Source organism: Francisella sp. XLW-1, from assembly GCF_008711455.1.
GTDB classification, from domain to species: Bacteria; Pseudomonadota; Gammaproteobacteria; order Francisellales; family Francisellaceae; genus Francisella; species Francisella salimarina.
Genome location: NZ_VXKP01000003.1, coordinates 276,368 through 293,504, shown reverse-complemented (window position 1 = coordinate 293,504; position 17,137 = coordinate 276,368). Strand labels below are relative to the sequence as shown.

Below are 17,137 nucleotides of genomic sequence, written 5' to 3'. Positions count from 1 at the left end.
TCGTGAATGCTAAGTTACAAGATCATTTTAATAATGTAGAAAAGATATTAAACGGCTTTGGTGTTGAATGTCGTATTTCTTATGGAGAGATTAATGTCTCTATAAAGGATCGGCGTGATATACATCTTGTCCTAAAAAAGCTTAAGAAAGAGTATCATTTTAAGCAACTTACTGACATTACGGTAGTTGATTATTTAACTTATGGTCAGTCAGACTGGCAGGTAGGTAAGGTTGTCTCTCAAACAGGTTTTTCGAGAGGGCGCCAGCAAGACTTTAAGACCGCTGATGTTAATAACAGATTCGAGATTGTTTATCAGTTGCTAAGTATGGCTAATAATGTTCGAGTTCGTGTGAAATGTAAGCTGAGAGATGCTCAAATTATTATGGTTGATTCGGTTGAGGATCTGTGGCCTTCAGCTAATTGGGCTGAGAGAGAAGTTTATGATATGTTTGGGATTTATTTTAATAATCATCCAGACTTACGTAGGGTCCTTACTGATTATGGATTTGTAGGCCACCCTCTGAGAAAAGATTTTCCTCAGACAGGTTATGTGGAGATGCGTTATGATGAAAATCTTGGTAAGGTTGTTTATGAACCTGTAGAGATCGATGATAGGGTCAATGCGCCAAGAGTGATTCGCAATCAATAAAATTATGGGTTTGTAACAATGGCAGAGTATAAAAACTATACACTAAATTTTGGTCCAGTCCATCCTGCTGCGCATGGTGTTCTAAGACTTATTTTAGAGCTAGATGGAGAGACAGTCGTTAGAGCTGATCCGCATGTTGGCTTACTTCATAGAGGGACAGAGAAACTTGCTGAGTTTAAGCCATATAATCAGAGTATTGGTTATATGGATAGGCTAGATTATGTTTCGATGATGTGTAATGAGCATGCTTACGTAATGGCGATCGAGAAGCTTTTAGAACTTGAAGTTCCTGAAAGAGCTCAGTATATCCGTGTAATGTTCGCCGAGATGACAAGAATTCTTAACCATTTGCTTTGGGTTGCTGCGTGTGGTATCGACTTGGGTGCTATGACAGTATTTCTATATGCCTTTAGGGTTAGAGAAGACTTGTTTGACTGTTATGAAGCTGTTTCTGGTGCTCGTATGCATGCTGCGTATTTTAGACCAGGAGGTGTTGCTAGAGATTTACCAACACAAATGCCACAATATAAGCAAACTAGATTTACAAGCAAAAGAAAAACCAAAAAAATCAATGCTAACAGACAAGGTAGTATGTTGGACTTTTTAGATTCTTTTGTTGTTGATTTTGATAAATCTCTAGATGAGATAGACACGCTTTTAACAGATAACAGGCTTTGGAAACAAAGAACTGTTGATATTGGTGTTGTTACAGCAGAAAGAGCGGTTGAGCTTGGTTTCACTGGACCTATGTTGAGGGGGAGTGGTGTTGCTTGGGATCTTAGAAAATCTCAGCCTTATGAAGTATATGACAAGCTTGATTTTGATATTCCTGTTGGCGCTAATGGTGATTGTTATGATAGATATCTTGTTAGAATGGCAGAGATGCGTGAATCTAATAAGTTAATCAAACAATGTGTTGATTGGTTGCGAGCTAATCCAGGATCAGTTCTTTCAGATAACCACAAAGTTGCGCCTCCGAAAAGAAATGCAATGAAAAATAATATGGAAGAGCTTATTCATCATTTTAAGCTTTTTTCTGAAGGTTATTGTACTCCCGAGGGAGAGGTTTATGTTGGTACTGAGCATCCTAAAGGCGAGTTCGGTGTGTATATTAAGTCTGATGGAGCGAATAAGCCTTATAGGCTTAAGATGAAAGCGCCAGGATTTACTCACATAAGTGCTATGGATGAATTGTTGTCAGGGCATATGTTGGCAGATACTCCAGCGATTATCTCTACAATAGATGTTGTGTTTGGTGATGTAGATAGATAGAGGAAAAAGATGTCTTTAGTAGATTTGATATCGCCACAAGCGAAAGAAGATATAGATAGAGTTTTGAGTAAGTTCCCGGCAGATCAGCGTAGATCTGCAATTTTAGAAGGGTTGCATATTTTACAAGACCAAAATGGTGGTTATTTAACTGATGACTTGCAAACTGCTCTTGCTGAGTACTTGCAAGTTAGTAAAGTTGATGTTTATGAAGTCGCTACATTTTACTGTATGTATGAATTAAAGCCTGTGGGTAGACATAAATTGAATTTATGTACGAATGTTTCGTGCATGTTAAATGGTGCGTATGATATATTGGCGCATATTGAGAAAAAACTAGGAATCAAACCTGGAGAGACTACGAAAGATGGTCGCATAACTCTAAAAGAAGTTGAATGCCAGGGGGCTTGTTGTGGCTCGCCTATGCTTGAGGTTGATAAGATTTTTTATGAAAATCTAACTATAGAAAAAGTGAATCAAATAATTGATTCGTTGGAGTAGTTATATATGGCAAATGAAGTTTGTTTTCGTACCCTGCATCTAGATAAGCCGTACAGCTTAGAGTCTTACTTATCGGTGGGTGGGTATTCTTATTGGAATAAGATTTTGACAGAAAAGATCCCACCTGAGCAAATTATTGAAGAGCTCAAGATATCAGGTCTTAGAGGTCGTGGTGGTGCTGGTTTTCCTACTGGTCTTAAGTGGAGCTTTATGCCACGCAATACACCGGGGCAGAAATATGTTGTATGTAATTCTGATGAAGGTGAGCCTGGGACTTGCAAAGATAGGGAAATAATGCGCAATAATCCTCATCAGTTAATAGAGGGTATGGCAATTGCTGGATATGTAGTTGGCGCTACTGCAGGTTATAACTATACGCGAGGAGAATTTTACGAACCTATTGCAAGGTTTGAGGATGCCTTGATAGAGGCTTATCAAGCAGGGTTGCTAGGTTCAAATATTAAGTCTTCTGGTATTTCATTTGACTTATACTCAGCAGTTGGTGCTGGAGCTTATATATGTGGAGAAGAGACGGCGTTGCTTAATTCTTTAGAGGGCAAAAAAGGCCGTCCAAGATTTAAACCACCATTTCCTGCATTCAAAGGTCTTTATGGAAGACCTACGAATATAAACAACACAGAGACTTATGCGTCTGCACCAGCAATTTTACAGCATGGTGGAGAATGGTTCAAAAGTCTTGGGACTGAAAAAAGTGGTGGTACTAAACTTTTTTGTATTTCTGGTCATGTTAAGCATCAAAAAGTCATGGAAATAGGTCTAGGCACTCCATTCAGAGATGTCTTAGAAATGTGCGGTGGTGTTCGTAATGGACATAAGCTAAAGGCGGTGATACCAGGCGGAAGCTCTTCTAAAATTCTTACAGGTGAGGAGATGCTTAATGTTACTATGGATTATGAATCCATTGCTGAGGCTGGTTCGATGCTTGGATCCGGTGCAGTTGTTGTTTTGGATGAAACGACCTGTATGGTCAAGACATTGGCTAGGCTAGCAGATTTTTATTATGAAGAGTCATGTGGTCAGTGTACACCGTGTAGAGAAGGTACTGGCTGGTTGGCTCGTACGCTACACAGGATTGTTGCTGGTGAAGGAAAGCCTGAAGATATTGATACTTTAGTGAGAGTAGCAACAAACATAGAAGGTAACACTATTTGTGGTCTTGGAGATGCTGCAGCATGGCCAGTCCAAAGTTATATACATAAGTTTAGAGATGAGTTTGTGTATATGATTGAGAATGGTGGTAAGAGTATAGTGGATCAATAGTTGATTGAGGTATTTCAGTGTCAGACAATAAAGAATCCAAAAAAATAAATGTAGAGATTGATGGTAAAAACTACGAAGCTTTGCCAAATCAGTCAATAATAGAAGTAGCAGATGCTAATGGTATCTATATTCCTAGGTTTTGCTATCATAAAAAGCTATCTGTAGCTGCTAACTGTAGAATGTGTTTGGTCGATGTAGAGGGTGCTAGACGTGCATCCCCTGCATGTGCTACTCCAATTATGGATGGGATGAAGGTCAAGACTCGCTCTGAGAAAGCTTTACAGATGCAAAAAGATGTGATGGAATTTCTACTGATAAACCATCCGTTAGATTGCCCAATCTGCGATCAGGGTGGGGAGTGTGAACTTCAGGATATTGCTATGGGATACGGCAATACGACTTCTGAATATTTAGAATCAAAAAGAGCTGTTGAGGATCCTGAGTTGGGTCCTTTGGTCGCTACGGATATGACTAGATGTATTTTATGTACGCGCTGTGTTCGTTTTGGTGAAGAAGTAGCTGGAGTTAAAGAGTTGGGTGTGATGGGTAGAGGAGATCACTCTGCCATTAGCACATATATTTCAGGAGATATGGTCGATTCAGAAGTCTCTGGAAACGTGATTGATCTTTGTCCTGTTGGTGCGTTGACGTCTAAGCCATTTAGGTTTAAAGCTAGAGCATGGGAGCTAAAACAGCTCCCTACAGTATCTTCAGGAGATGCTTTAGTCACAGAGATTAACGCACATATCTATCAAAATCGAATTGTCAGAACTGTTCCTAGAGAGAATGAGATAACTGGAACGTGGATAGCAGATAGAGATAGATTTGAATTTACAGGATTATATAGCCCAGAAAGAATTGAAAAACCAATGATCAAGAAATCTGGTGGTTGGGTTGAAGTGTCTTGGGAAGAGGCGCTAGACTTTGTTAAAGTAGCTATTGAAAAAACTAAAGAAAAAGATGGTGTCGATGCAATATCGGCAATCGTGTCTGAGTCTGCTACTTCTGAAGAAATGTATCTGATGAAAAAGCTATTGGCAAGTGTTGGATCTACTAACATTGATGGTAGAGTAAGGCAGTATGCCGATATACCAGGAATTAGTGCTGGTAAAGGCTTTAATTGTTCGTTAGAAGATATTCGTGAAAGTGATTTTATCTTGGTTTTTGGGTCAAACATTAGAAAAGAGTATCCACTAGTTAATATTGCGGTTAAAGATGCTGTAGAAAAAAATAATGCCAAGGTAGTTGCTTGGAATGTTTGTGATTATGATTTTAACTATGATGTTAAACAAGTCAAACTAGCTGCTGATAACATTCAATATATTGCACTATCTCTATTAAAAGCTATTTTTGTAAGGGCAAACCTACCATACGGCGACTTGGATGTGATTCTAAGAAAGGTTGATCCAGCAGCGGAGGTTAGAGAGACCGCCGATAGAATTGTTGCAGCGGAAAATCCGAAAATTATAGTTGGCCAAGATATTGTTAACAGTAGCGGCTTTGAAACAGTATTCAGTATTTTGGAGATACTGGAAAAAGTTATTGGTGTAAAAGGTGGGGTGTTAGCTAGTGATGTTAATTCCGTCGCTGCTGAGAGAATATTTAGTTCTTCTAAGTCTAAATTTAGTACGTATAAGTGTCTAAATGGACAAACAAACACCAAGCTTTTATTTGCTGCTCATACTGAGCTATCGAAGGATAGCTTGTATGGTGAGCAAAAATTGAGAGAAGCATTTGAAGGTATTGATATAACTGTTAGTTTCTCAGCGTTTGCCGATAAGTTTACAAAAGATATTTCAGATATTATTTTGCCTGTGGCGACTCACTATGAAACAAGCGGAAGTTTTGTTGATTTATTTGGCAATACTAAAGAGTTCAAGCAAGTAGTAAAACCATATGCTGATAATAAAGAGCTATGGCGTGTCTTGAGAGTTATTGGTAATTTACTTGAGTTAGATGGTTTTGAATATAATTCTATATCAGAAGTGACTACTGATGCTTATGCTCATAGAGCTAGAGTTGGTGTTAATCATGTGGCTCAGATTCTTAATGCAAATTTAGATTATCAGAAAGAAATTGCACTTGTAGCATCAAATTCTATGTACGGTACGAGTAGCTTACTTAGAAGAGCAGAACCTTTACAAAAAACCTATGATGCCAAGCGTTTCGCTGGTGTTAGAATATCACAGGAACTAGCAGATGAAATAGGTTTAAATGCTAAGTTTGGTGTTGTAAAGGTTTATGATATTGATAATGAGATAACTCCAGAGGTTACGGTTGACTCTAGTTTACAAGCTAAAAATATCATGATACCAAGATCATTGTATAAGCCATTTTTATCAGGTGATAATGTAAGTATTAAGCTTGTGAAGGAGGGAAAGTAGTATGCTAGCATATATATTATGGACAGTGCTTTATGTATTGCTAATAGTTATTCCTCTTATACTTGTGGTTGCTTACTATACTTATGCTGAGCGTAAAGTTATAGGATATATGCAAGATAGATTGGGCCCAAATAGAGTAGGGTCATTTGGATTATTGCAACCGATATTTGATGCTTTGAAACTTTTTCTTAAAGAGATTGTTGTTCCGACTAATTCAAATAGATATTTGTTTTTTGTAGCACCGATTTTAGCATTTGCACCTGCTTATGCGGCATGGGCAGTTATTCCTTTTTCGAAAGGTGTAGTGTTGTCCGATATGAATCTTGGATTGTTATATATATTGGCAATGACATCTTTCTCAGTATATGGGATTGTAATAGCAGGGTGGGCATCCAATAGTAAATACTCTTTGTTTGGTGCCCTCAGAGCAGGTGCTCAAGTTGTGTCTTATGAATTAGCTATGGGATTTGCAATAGTTGGTGTTGTAATTGCGGCTGGCTCTATGGGCATAACAGGCATTATTGAGTCGCAAGCCGGAGGTCTGTGGCATTGGTACTTTATACCTTTGTTCCCATTATTCGTAGTGTACTTTATCGCAGGTATTGCTGAGACTAATAGGGCACCTTTCGATGTGGTTGAGGGTGAGTCGGAAATTATTGCTGGTCATCATATTGAGTATACAGGATCTAGATTTGCACTATTCTTTTTAGCAGAGTATGCAAATATGATTTTGATTAGTATTTTAACTTCAATCATGTTTCTGGGAGGTTGGTGTTCACCATTTGAGGCTACTCCTTTAGAAGCTATATTTAACTTTGTGCCAGGAGTTGTATGGTTGTTTGCTAAGACGGGTATATTTATGTTTATGTTCTTGTGGGTGCGTGCGACATTCCCTAGATATAGATACGACCAAATTATGCGCTTAGGCTGGAAGATATTTATACCTTTAACATTTGTTTGGGTTGTAGTAGTGGCTTGTATGGTTAGGTTTGGTGTAGGACCTTGGTGGTAAAAAGGATAATATTATGAGAAATATAACAAGTTTTTTTAAAACCTTTCTACTTTGGGAACTTCTAAAAGGGATGAAGGTCACAGGTAAGCACTTTTTTACACGTAAGGTTACTGTGCAATATCCTGATGAGAAAACTCCTATCTCTAATAGGTTTAGAGGGTTGCATGCCTTAAGACGTTATGAGAACGGTGAAGAAAGATGTATTGCTTGTAAGTTGTGTGAGGTTGTATGTCCAGCATTAGCAATTACAATCAACTCTACTGAGAGAGAGGATGGATCACGTAGAACATCTAGTTATGAAATAGATTTATTTAAGTGTATTTTTTGTGGTTATTGTGAAGAATCATGCCCTGTGGATTCTATTGTTGAGACTAATATTCTTGAGTATCACTTTGAAGAACGTGGTGAAAATATTATGACAAAGGCTAAGCTTTTAGCTATTGGTGATAAGTATGAAGCGCAGATAGCAGCTGATAGATTACAAGATAAGGATTTTAGGTAAAGAAATGGTAGTAACAGATATTTTATTTTACATATTTGCATCACTGGCTATTATTTCTGCTTTAGTGCTGGTTTTGGCAAATAATCCAGTAAACTCTGTAATAGCAATGATTTTCACATTCATCTTTACAGCAGCTGTATGGATAATTTTTCAGCAAGTATACTTGGCATTATTGTTGATAGTCGTATACGTAGGTGCGGTTCTAGTAATGTTTTTATTCGTGGTATTCATGTTGGATCTACACGTAGAGAAACAAGGTAGAGTAGGGAGATTCTTCTATGCTTTTGCAGCTATTATAGTTTGTGCAATATTTGCTACAGTGATTAGCTATGCCGCTACTAAAGTATTCGCAGGAGACTCTATGCAAGGTGGTGTTGGTGGACTTAAGGTTATAGGATTAACTATGTTTGATAATAGCAATCTATATGTATTTGAGTTGGTTGATTTTATTTTATTAGCAGCAATGACAGCAGCAATTACACTAACATTGAGATCTAAGCGTAAAGGTAACAAGTCTGTAAATCCTGCACAACAGGTCAAAGTTAGAGCAAAAGATCGTCTAACTATGGTTAAGATACCAAGTAATAGAGAGGGCGCTAGAGATGAATAGTATTTCAGTTTCGGTTACGAATGGTTTGATTTTTAGTACATTGCTATTCGTAATAAGTGTTGCGGGCATAATTATTAACAGAAGAAATATTCTTATACTTTTAATGTCTATAGAATTAATGCTTCTAGCAGTTAATACTAATTTTCTGATATTTGCTAATATGCACCATCAAGCGATGGGTGGCGTTTTTGTTTTCTTTATAATGGCTGTGGCAGCAGCTGAGACAGCAATTGGTTTGGCAATTGTTGTGGCAATATTTAGGAAACGTAAAACTATTGATTTAAGTAAACTCAATACACTAAGAGGTTAAGAGCAAGCTATGATAATAAATACTCAAGTAGCAGCTGTACTAATAGCAGTCATAGTGTTATCACCATTGCTTGGTGCTCTGATTGCTGGATTTGGTGGCAAGTCTGTAAAGAATGCAGGTGTTAACTTTTTTACAATTTCTTTATGTGGTCTTTCTTTTGTCCTTAGTGTAATTTTAGCCTATGGTGTTTTTGCTGGATCAGAAGTTTATTCTGTAAGTTATTATCAGTGGGCTCCGATTTCAGATAAGTTTACATTTGATGTTGGTTTTACTGTAAATAAAATAACTGTATACATGATGTTGATAGTAACTTTTGTATCAACATTAGTACATGTTTACTCTATTGGTTACATGAAAGGTGAAGAAGGCTATGCAAGATTTTTTGCATATATTTCAGGATTTACCTTTGCAATGCTCTGCCTAGTTATGGGCAATAACTTCTTATTGCTATTTTTTGGATGGGAAGGTGTTGGTTTATTTTCATACCTATTAATTGGCTTTTATTTTAATAGAGATAAGGCTAACGTTGCTAGCTTGAGAGCGTTCATCGTAAATAGGATTGGTGACTTAGGCTTTTTGTTAGGTATTGGGGCGGTTATTTTATATACTGGATCTGTTGACTATACAACGGTATTTGCAGCTTTATCAAATATTGATAATACTCAAACTATTCACTTCTTAGGTTTGAGCTTCAGCCCTGTTACATTGATGTGCTCGCTATTATTTATTGGTGCGATGGGTAAATCTGCACAATTTCCGCTACATTCATGGTTAGAAGGTTCAATGGAAGGTCCTACACCTATTTCGGCATTAATCCATGCTGCAACAATGGTTACAGCGGGTGTGTTTATGGTTGCTAGACTTTCTCCAATGTTTGTACTATCACCTGCTGCACTAAGTTTTGTGCTTATTATTGGTGCGATTACATGTTTGTTTATGGGCTTAATTGCGATAGTACAGACAGATATAAAAAGAGTAATTGCATATTGTACACTTTCTCAGCTTGGATATATGATGGTAGCTCAGGGCGCAGGAGCATTTTCTATTGGAATGTTCCATCTGATGACGCATGCTATGTTTAAAGCATTATTATTCTTGGCGGCTGGTTCTGTAATAGTTGCGATGCATCACGAGCAAGATATTCGTAGAATGGGTGGCTTAAGAAAGTATATGCCTGTTACATATTTATGTATGCTTATAGGTGCTTGGGCACTTGCAGCATTACCGCCATTCTCAGGTTTCTTTTCAAAGGATTTAATTATTGAAGCGGCGCAGTCTACGACTGTATACGGTCACCAGTTTGCGTACTACATGGTATTAGCATGTGCATTTGTGACATCTTTCTATATTTTTAGAATGTTTTTCTTGGTATTCCATGGTAAAGAGAGAATGTCAGAAGAAGAGAAGTCTCATATCAAAGAGTCGCCGTTTAGCATACTAATTCCACTGGTATTATTGGCTATACCTTCAGTATTCGTTGGAGAGTATTTCTTCACAAGTATTTTATCGCAAAATCATGGTTTATTTGGTGATACTATAACTTCATATATTCAGGCAGGACTAGGTGGAGAATCTGTTACAGCTCATCTTGCTAGTGAACCTGCTACAGCTAGTTCTATAGCATTTATAAAACATTCAATATCAACAGTACCATTCTGGTTAGCTTTTAGCGCTTTGGCTTTGGCTTATATTTTGTATATATGGTTGCCAGTTATACCAAGAGTGCTTGCAAATGCTAAGTCTGGGTTTGGTATTGTTTATCATATTTTAGTTAAGAAATACTTTATTGATACTCTTTATGATGTTGTATTTGTTAATATCTTCTTGGCTATTAGTACTTTCCTATGGAAAGCAGTAGATATCTTTATCATAGATAAAACAATTGTACATGGCACATCTAGTCTGATCTATCATACTGGTGATAGTTTTAGAAAAATTCAACGTGGATATCTGTTTGACTATGCTTTTGTAATGATGGTCGGTGTGTTGTTATTTATGATTTTGCTAATATCAGTATAGGTAGAGGGTAAACTAGTATTATGAATTTAGGTAATTACTTATTAAGTTTAATAATTTGGCTTCCAATAGTTGGTGGCTTTGTTGTATTAGCGACAAGAACAAAAGAGTTGCATGGTGATGCTGCACGTTGGGTAGCTTTGGTATTTAGCTGTTTAACTTTGGCTTTATGCATACCTTTGGTGGCATCTTTTGATTATAGTAGTTCTGCAATGCAGTTCCAAGAATCAGCAAAATGGTTCAAGGTATTTGGCATGCATGATATTTATTATGGTCTAGGTGTTGATGGGTTTTCAGTTTTATTTATTGTTTTAACAAGTTTTGCTACTTTAGTTATTGTTCTAGCAGCTTGGACTTCTATCAAAACAAAAGTTAGACAATACATGGCGATATTTTTGATTACTTGTGGTCTGACAAATGGTGTTTTCTGTGCAACAGACTCTATACTTTACTATGTTTTTTGGGAAGCGTTATTGATTCCAACTTGTTTAGGTATAGGTATTTGGGGTGGTAAGAACAAAGCATATGCAGCTGTTAAATATTTTATGTATACTTTCTTTGGTTCGGTATTTTTACTAGCTGCGATTTTATATATTCAAACAAGAGTAGCGGCATCTCCAGCTGACTTATTGGTAAGTGCAGACACCTATTCAATCCAAAACTTTATTGCATGGGCTGCTCAGTCAAATGGGTTGGCAGACTCTGTTAAGTTTACACTTACTGCTCAATGGTTAATATTTGGTGCTTTCTTCTTAGCCTTTGCTGTTAAAATTCCGATGTGGCCGTTCCATTCATGGTTACCAGATGCTCACTCAGAGGCTCCAGCTGGAGGTTCTGTTATACTTGCAGCACTTATGCTTAAGCTAGGTGCTTATGGTTTCTTAAGATTCGCAATACCAATGCTACCTGAAGTTACAGCATCATTAGAATACGTACTGATAATTATGTCTTTGATAGCTATTGTATATGTAGGTGTGGTTGCAGTTGCTCAGACTGATGTCAAAAGACTGATAGCATATTCATCAATTTCGCATATGGGTCTTGTTACATTAGGTTTGTTCTCTATTTTCATACTTAAGAGTGCCGATCCTGTACTTGGTACAACTAATGCGCAATTAGCACTACAGGGTGCTGTATTTCAGATGATTGCTCATGCGTTTTCTTCTGGTGGTATGTTTATTGGTATTGGTTATCTATACTTAAGAATGCATACAAGAGAAATATCAGATTTCTCAGGTGTGGCTAAGACCATGCCAATATTCGCAATGTTTTTCTTACTTTTCTGTATGGCTAATGTAGGTTTACCAGGCACTAGTGGCTTTGTCGGTGAGTTTATGATTTTGTTGGCTGTATTCCAGTACTCTCCATTAATAGCATTAATTGCTGGTTTAACTTTGGTTATAGCGCCAATTTATACTCTATGGATGTATAAGAGGGTGTTTTTTGGAGAAGTGGTATCTACGCAAGTAGCGAACCTGACTGATTTGAATAAGATGGAGCTATTTGTATTTATATTGTTAGCGGTACCAACTTTATTGTTTGGTTTTTATCCAGAGCCGATACTGCATCTTTCAGAAGCTGCTTCGGCTAATATTGTTGGTTTATCTCTATAGGGTGGTGTTTTGATTATGAGTTTATCAATTCTTTATATATTGCCAGAAATACTATTAGCACTAGGTGTGATAGTTGTAATGTTTTCTGGGCTTTTTTTACACGGTAAAATTAGGAATATTAACTACATATTCTTTCAAGTATTTACGCTACTTGCTCTTGTTGCTACTTTTGCTAAAGAGTACTTAATCCAAAATAGTAGCTCTGTTTTTGAGGGGCAAGTTGTATTCAGTGGTTTTGCTTATACGTTACAATTAGTGATACTTGTATTGGCAGTATTCGTGGCGCTATATTCAAGAGAGTATGTGAAAGATAGAAAAATATCAGATGGTGATTTTTATACACTTTTGATGCTGTGTGTCTTAGGTGCGATGGTTCTTACAGCTGCACATAGTTTGGTTACAATTTATATTGGTTTAGAGTTATTGTCATTACCAATGTATGCACTAATAGCAATTTATAGAGTTTCTAGTACAGGCCTTGAAGCTGCTATTAAATATTTCGTATTAGGGGCTATTGCTTCAGCTTTATTGTTATTTGGTATGTCATTTGTATATGGTATGACAGGTCAACTTGATATTACTGATATTGCAACTGCACTTTCACAAGGAAATTTCACAGGCTTAGAGCAGCAGTTCTTACTTGTATGTTTAGTTATGATGATAGCAACTTTCTTATTCAAGTTAGGAGCTTTCCCATTTCATATGTGGTTGCCGGATGTTTATCAGGGGGCGCCAAATGCCGTTGCCAATATTGTTGCGACTATTCCAAAAGTAGCAGCATTTGCTATGCTTGTTAATATTTTATTTGTAGGCTTTCCATCGCTTAAAGATTCTTGGATATACTTATTCAGAGTTATAGGTATATTGTCGATATTTTTTGGTAGTTTAGTGGCTTTATCGCAAACAAACGTTAAAAGACTTTTGGGTTATTCTACAGTATCACAAATAGGTTTTGTTTTATTAGCTACTACACTTAATCCACAGGGCTATGCTTTAACAGCAGCTAGCTTCTATGTAATAGTTTATGTTTTTACTACTCTAGCAGCATTTGGGGTGTTAACTACAATCTCTGTTGGCGGTTATGAAGTTCAAGATCTTAAAGATCTAAAAGGTTTCAATACAAAAGACTCTTGGTTAGCATTTATACTGCTGATAGTTTTGTTCTCTATGGCAGGGATTCCTCCATTCGGTGGTTTCATAGCAAAATTATTTGTTATTATGGGCTTAATTAATGATGGCAGTTATGTATTGGCATGTTTTGTGCTATTTATGGCTGTTGTGGCGTCATTCTATTATGTAAGAGTTATTAGAACTATGTATTTTGATGAGCCAGAGAATAATGAGACAGTTAAGCCTCCAATGACATCACTTATAGCACTAAGTATCAACGGTCTAGTTCTTTTATTCTTCGGTATTATGCCAATGCTTCTTCTTGGTGTTCTTACTCAAGTTACTAACGTTATTTAAGTTTCAATAGTTTATTGCCTATTCTTGTCATAACTTTTATACTTTTATATAAAGATAATTTAATACTATTTTTCTATGAAAGAAATTTTAGGTCCTATCAACGATGTAATCAAAAACTCGAAAGATAATGTTATTAATAAAAGTTTAAAAAAACTTGATGTGGTGAGTAGAGAAGAGTTTGAAATACAGAAAAAAATTCTTTTGAAAACACGTCAAAAATTAGAGCAGATCGAAGCTAAGTTGGATAAATTAATAGCTGAGAAAGAGTGAGATGTCTTTAGCAATTCTAAAAAGTCGCGCTCAATTGGGTATTGAAGCACCGCTTGTCTCGATAGAAGTTCATTTGTCAAATGGTCTGCCTGGCTTATCGATAGTAGGCTTACCAGAGGCAGCTGTCAAAGAGAGCAAAGATCGTGTTAGAAGTGCTATCATAAACTCGGGATTTAATTTTCCAAATAAACGTATCACAATTAATCTTGCCCCTGCCGATCTACCAAAGAGTAGTGGAAGGTTTGATTTGCCTATAGCATTAGGTATTTTATATGCATCAGGCCAAATAAATATTGTTAGAAATGTTGAAGATTTCGAGTTTGCTGGAGAGTTGTCTCTAGGTGGTGAGCTTAGGAAAATTTCTAGTGCGATACCGATGGCAATTAAGTGTGTTGCGAATAACAAAAAACTTGTGATACCTATTCATAATGAAAAAGAGATAGCTTTAGTTGAAGATGTTTGTGCTTATTCTTTTGAGACTCTAAAAGAAATCGTAGGTTTTTTATCTGGTGACGATAAAGCTTCGGTAGAACAATTACAAGAAATTGACTTTGAGAGACTGTATTCTGATTTAGAAGATGTAAAAGGACAACATCAGGCTAGACGCGCTTTGGAAATTGCAGCAGCAGGTGGTCATAATATTCTTTTAGTTGGTCCACCGGGAACTGGTAAGACTATGCTTGCTAGTAGGCTTAATTCTATTTTGCCACCATTAGATAAGAAAGAAGCCCTTTCATCAGCGATGATTGCTTCAATTAAAGGTGAATCAGGGATAGCAGAAAGTTTTTATAAAAGACCATTTCGTCATCCTCATCATACTTCTTCAGGTGTTTCTTTGGTTGGAGGTGGTAGCAACCCTATGCCCGGTGAAATATCTTTAGCTCATAATGGCGTGTTATTCCTTGATGAGTTACCAGAGTTTGACCGTAAGGTTCTAGAAGTTTTAAGAGAACCTCTTGAGACGGGAGTTGTAAATATTTCTAGAGCAAAGTGTCAGGTAGAGTATCCAGCTAACTTTCAATTGATAGCTGCTATGAATCCTTGTCCGTGTGGGTATTTAGGATCGCAGTATAAAGAGTGCTCAGATTCAATTCAATCAATTAAAAGGTATCAAAGTAAGCTTTCAGGACCTCTTTTAGACAGAATTGATTTACAAGTTGAGGTTCTTGAGCTAGCAAAAGAGGATCTAACAAATCAAGAATTAAGAGGTGAAAAAAGTAGTATAATTAGGGAGCGAGTTAAAAAAGCGAGAGATATCCAGATCACTAGGCAAGGTAAAATAAATTCAATGCTAACAAGTAAAGAGTTAGACGAGGTTTGTGACCTTGATGAAGAAAGTAAAAAAATGCTAACACTAGCTATAGAAAAGCTTGGACTATCTGCCAGAGGGTACTATAAAATACTCAAAGTTGCTCGAACAATAGCAGATTTAAGCGGATGCAAGAAAATTGAAAAACTAGCAATCCAAGAAGCTATAGGTTACAGAAAAATGGACAAGTTTTTTAAATAGTCCTTCACAATAAATTTAAAGGTACATTTTAAATATGAGAAAGTTGTTTTTGGATGCTTTTAAGCATGAGAAATTAGAAAAACCACCGATATGGATAATGCGTCAAGCTGGTAGATATTTACCAGAATATCGTGCAGTAAGATCAAAGTTTGAGAACTTTATGGATATGTGTCGCAATGCAGATGCTTGTTGTGAGGTGGCACTACACCCGCTAGAAAGATATGATCTTGATGCTGCAATTGTATTTTCAGATATTTTAACTATTCCTGAAGCAATGGGTATGGATCTGAAATTTATCAAGGGAGTTGGTCCTGTATTTTCTGATCCTATTGAGTCAGAAAAGGATTTAAATAGGTTAAAGTTAGCAGAAGATAGTGTTGGTGATTTGGAATATGTTTACAATGCTGTTAGAACTACGAAGGCTGCTATAAACGTACCTCTTATAGGTTTTACTGGAAGTCCATGGACACTTGCTGCATATATGGTTGAGGGCTCTGGCTCAAAACAGTTTAATAAACTAAGAAAAATGATGTATGCAAATCCTCAATTGATGCACGCACTTCTTCAAAGGTTAGCGGATATAACAGTGATTTACCTGCTTGAGCAAGTCAAAGCCGGTGCTAGTTCTTTAATGATTTTTGACACTTGGGGAGGAATTCTACCTTTAGAACAATATAAAGAATTTTCATTAAAGTATATGGAGTATATTGCTAAAAATGTGAAGCAGAAATCTAATGTTCCTGTAGTTTTCTTCACAAAAGGAGGGGCAAACTTTTTTGAGGAGTTTAAAGATAAGTCATGTAATGGGGTTGGCGTTGATTGGAGTGTAACTCTAGATCAAGCACGCCATAGGATAGGTGTAGGTAAAGTTCTGCAAGGCAATTTTGATCCGGCATTTTTGTATGGCACACCTGATAGTATCAGAAGTACGGTTAAGAAAAGTATGGAGTTTATTCAGTCAGATAAGCTGAATAATTATATCGTAAATTTGGGTCATGGAATATATCCTGATATTGACCCTGACAATGTAAAAGTTATGATAGATGCTATAAGAGAGTTTAGTATTTAAGAAAAGAGATTATTATAAGGCTTGACATCTACTGAAATGTTGTTATTATATATTCTCATAGACGCGGGGTGGAGCAGCTTGGTAGCTCGTCGGGCTCATAACCCGAAGGTCGTAGGTTCAAATCCTGCCCCCGCTACCAAAAGTTTTTATTTTATAAAGGCCCTTCAAGGGCCTTTTTGCTATCTAGAGGGTATGCAAAATCTAAGGGGTGAAAATGTTACTAGATGATTTGTATGAAATAGTAGAACCCATCACAGCTGATTTAGGCTATATTTTATGGGGAATAGAGGTTGTAGGTACTGGTAAGCTTACAATACGTATCTTTATTGATCATGAGAATGGTGTTTCAGTTGATGACTGTCAGGTTGTAAGTAAAGAGGTAAGTGCAATTTTTGATGTGGAAGATCCTATCTCAGATAAGTATGTTCTAGAAGTATCTTCTCCGGGTATGAATCGCCAAATTTTTAATATTATTCAAGCACAAGCTTTGATAGGATTTAATGTTAAGGCAGTTACCTTAACACCAGTTGGGTCTCAAACAAAATTTAAAGGTGTGCTTGAGAGAGTTGAAGGCAATGATGTTACTCTAAAGCTTGATGATGGTAAAGAAGTCAGTTTTGACTTTGATGAGCTTAAGAAGTTTAGAGTTTCGCCAGATTTTAGTTAGATAGAG

At 36.7% G+C, this 17,137-nt stretch carries 16 protein-coding genes and 1 tRNA gene; all 17 read left to right on the top strand.

What is annotated here, in order from left to right:
* Nucleotides 1–2: 2 nt before the first annotated feature.
* Nucleotides 3–650, top strand: coding sequence for an NADH-quinone oxidoreductase subunit C (locus F3D59_RS06190; RefSeq protein ID WP_191092444.1), 648 nt, complete (start codon nt 3–5; stop codon nt 648–650).
* Nucleotides 651–668: 18 nt separating this feature from the next.
* Nucleotides 669–1,922, top strand: coding sequence for an NADH-quinone oxidoreductase subunit D (locus F3D59_RS06185; protein ID WP_013922308.1), 1,254 nt, complete (start codon nt 669–671; stop codon nt 1,920–1,922).
* Between the two features lie 9 nt (nt 1,923–1,931).
* Nucleotides 1,932–2,420 (top strand): NADH-quinone oxidoreductase subunit NuoE, encoded by a 489-nt coding sequence (gene nuoE / locus F3D59_RS06180; protein ID WP_014550282.1) that lies wholly within the window; start codon nt 1,932–1,934, stop codon nt 2,418–2,420.
* A 6-nt stretch (nt 2,421–2,426) separates the two neighbouring features.
* On the top strand, nt 2,427–3,701 hold the full coding sequence (nuoF, locus tag F3D59_RS06175) for an NADH-quinone oxidoreductase subunit NuoF (RefSeq protein WP_150464193.1): 1,275 nt from the start codon (nt 2,427–2,429) through the stop codon (nt 3,699–3,701).
* A 17-nt stretch (nt 3,702–3,718) separates the two neighbouring features.
* Nucleotides 3,719–6,085 (top strand): NADH-quinone oxidoreductase subunit NuoG, encoded by a 2,367-nt coding sequence (nuoG, locus tag F3D59_RS06170; RefSeq protein WP_150464192.1) that lies wholly within the window; start codon nt 3,719–3,721, stop codon nt 6,083–6,085.
* Between the two features lies 1 nt (nt 6,086).
* A complete protein-coding gene (nuoH, locus tag F3D59_RS06165; RefSeq protein ID WP_146420918.1) occupies nt 6,087–7,097 on the top strand; it encodes an NADH-quinone oxidoreductase subunit NuoH in 1,011 nt (336 codons plus the stop codon).
* A gap of 13 nt (nt 7,098–7,110) precedes the next feature.
* Nucleotides 7,111–7,599, top strand: a complete 489-nt coding sequence (gene nuoI / locus F3D59_RS06160; protein ID WP_012280348.1) for an NADH-quinone oxidoreductase subunit NuoI — start codon at nt 7,111–7,113, stop codon at nt 7,597–7,599.
* Nucleotides 7,600–7,603: 4 nt separating this feature from the next.
* Nucleotides 7,604–8,209: an NADH-quinone oxidoreductase subunit J gene (locus F3D59_RS06155; protein ID WP_013922313.1), complete on the top strand. Its 606-nt coding sequence runs from the start codon at nt 7,604–7,606 to the stop codon at nt 8,207–8,209.
* Entirely contained in the window at nt 8,202–8,519 is a 318-nt protein-coding gene (gene nuoK, locus F3D59_RS06150; RefSeq protein ID WP_004286961.1) for an NADH-quinone oxidoreductase subunit NuoK, read from the top strand. Before F3D59_RS06155 ends, nuoK begins: the two co-directional genes overlap by 8 nt.
* A 9-nt stretch (nt 8,520–8,528) precedes the next feature.
* Nucleotides 8,529–10,538, top strand: coding sequence for an NADH-quinone oxidoreductase subunit L (nuoL, locus tag F3D59_RS06145; protein ID WP_149368889.1), 2,010 nt, complete (start codon nt 8,529–8,531; stop codon nt 10,536–10,538).
* 20 nt (nt 10,539–10,558) lie between these two features.
* Complete coding sequence (locus F3D59_RS06140) at nt 10,559–12,148, top strand: NuoM family protein (protein ID WP_004286963.1); 1,590 nt, start codon at nt 10,559–10,561, stop codon at nt 12,146–12,148.
* A 15-nt stretch (nt 12,149–12,163) separates the two neighbouring features.
* A complete protein-coding gene (locus F3D59_RS06135; protein ID WP_150464191.1) occupies nt 12,164–13,615 on the top strand; it encodes an NADH-quinone oxidoreductase subunit N in 1,452 nt (483 codons plus the stop codon).
* 75 nt (nt 13,616–13,690) lie between these two features.
* Nucleotides 13,691–13,885, top strand: coding sequence for an accessory factor UbiK family protein (locus F3D59_RS06130; RefSeq protein ID WP_150464190.1), 195 nt, complete (start codon nt 13,691–13,693; stop codon nt 13,883–13,885).
* A gap of 1 nt (nt 13,886) precedes the next feature.
* Nucleotides 13,887–15,395, top strand: a complete 1,509-nt coding sequence (locus F3D59_RS06125; RefSeq protein ID WP_150464189.1) for a YifB family Mg chelatase-like AAA ATPase — start codon at nt 13,887–13,889, stop codon at nt 15,393–15,395.
* Between the two features lie 34 nt (nt 15,396–15,429).
* Nucleotides 15,430–16,464, top strand: coding sequence for a uroporphyrinogen decarboxylase (hemE, locus tag F3D59_RS06120; protein WP_150464188.1), 1,035 nt, complete (start codon nt 15,430–15,432; stop codon nt 16,462–16,464).
* A 62-nt stretch (nt 16,465–16,526) separates the two neighbouring features.
* Nucleotides 16,527–16,603, top strand: a tRNA-Met gene (locus F3D59_RS06115).
* A 75-nt stretch (nt 16,604–16,678) separates the two neighbouring features.
* Entirely contained in the window at nt 16,679–17,131 is a 453-nt protein-coding gene (rimP, locus tag F3D59_RS06110; protein ID WP_150464187.1) for a ribosome maturation factor RimP, read from the top strand.
* Nucleotides 17,132–17,137 lie beyond the last annotated feature (6 nt).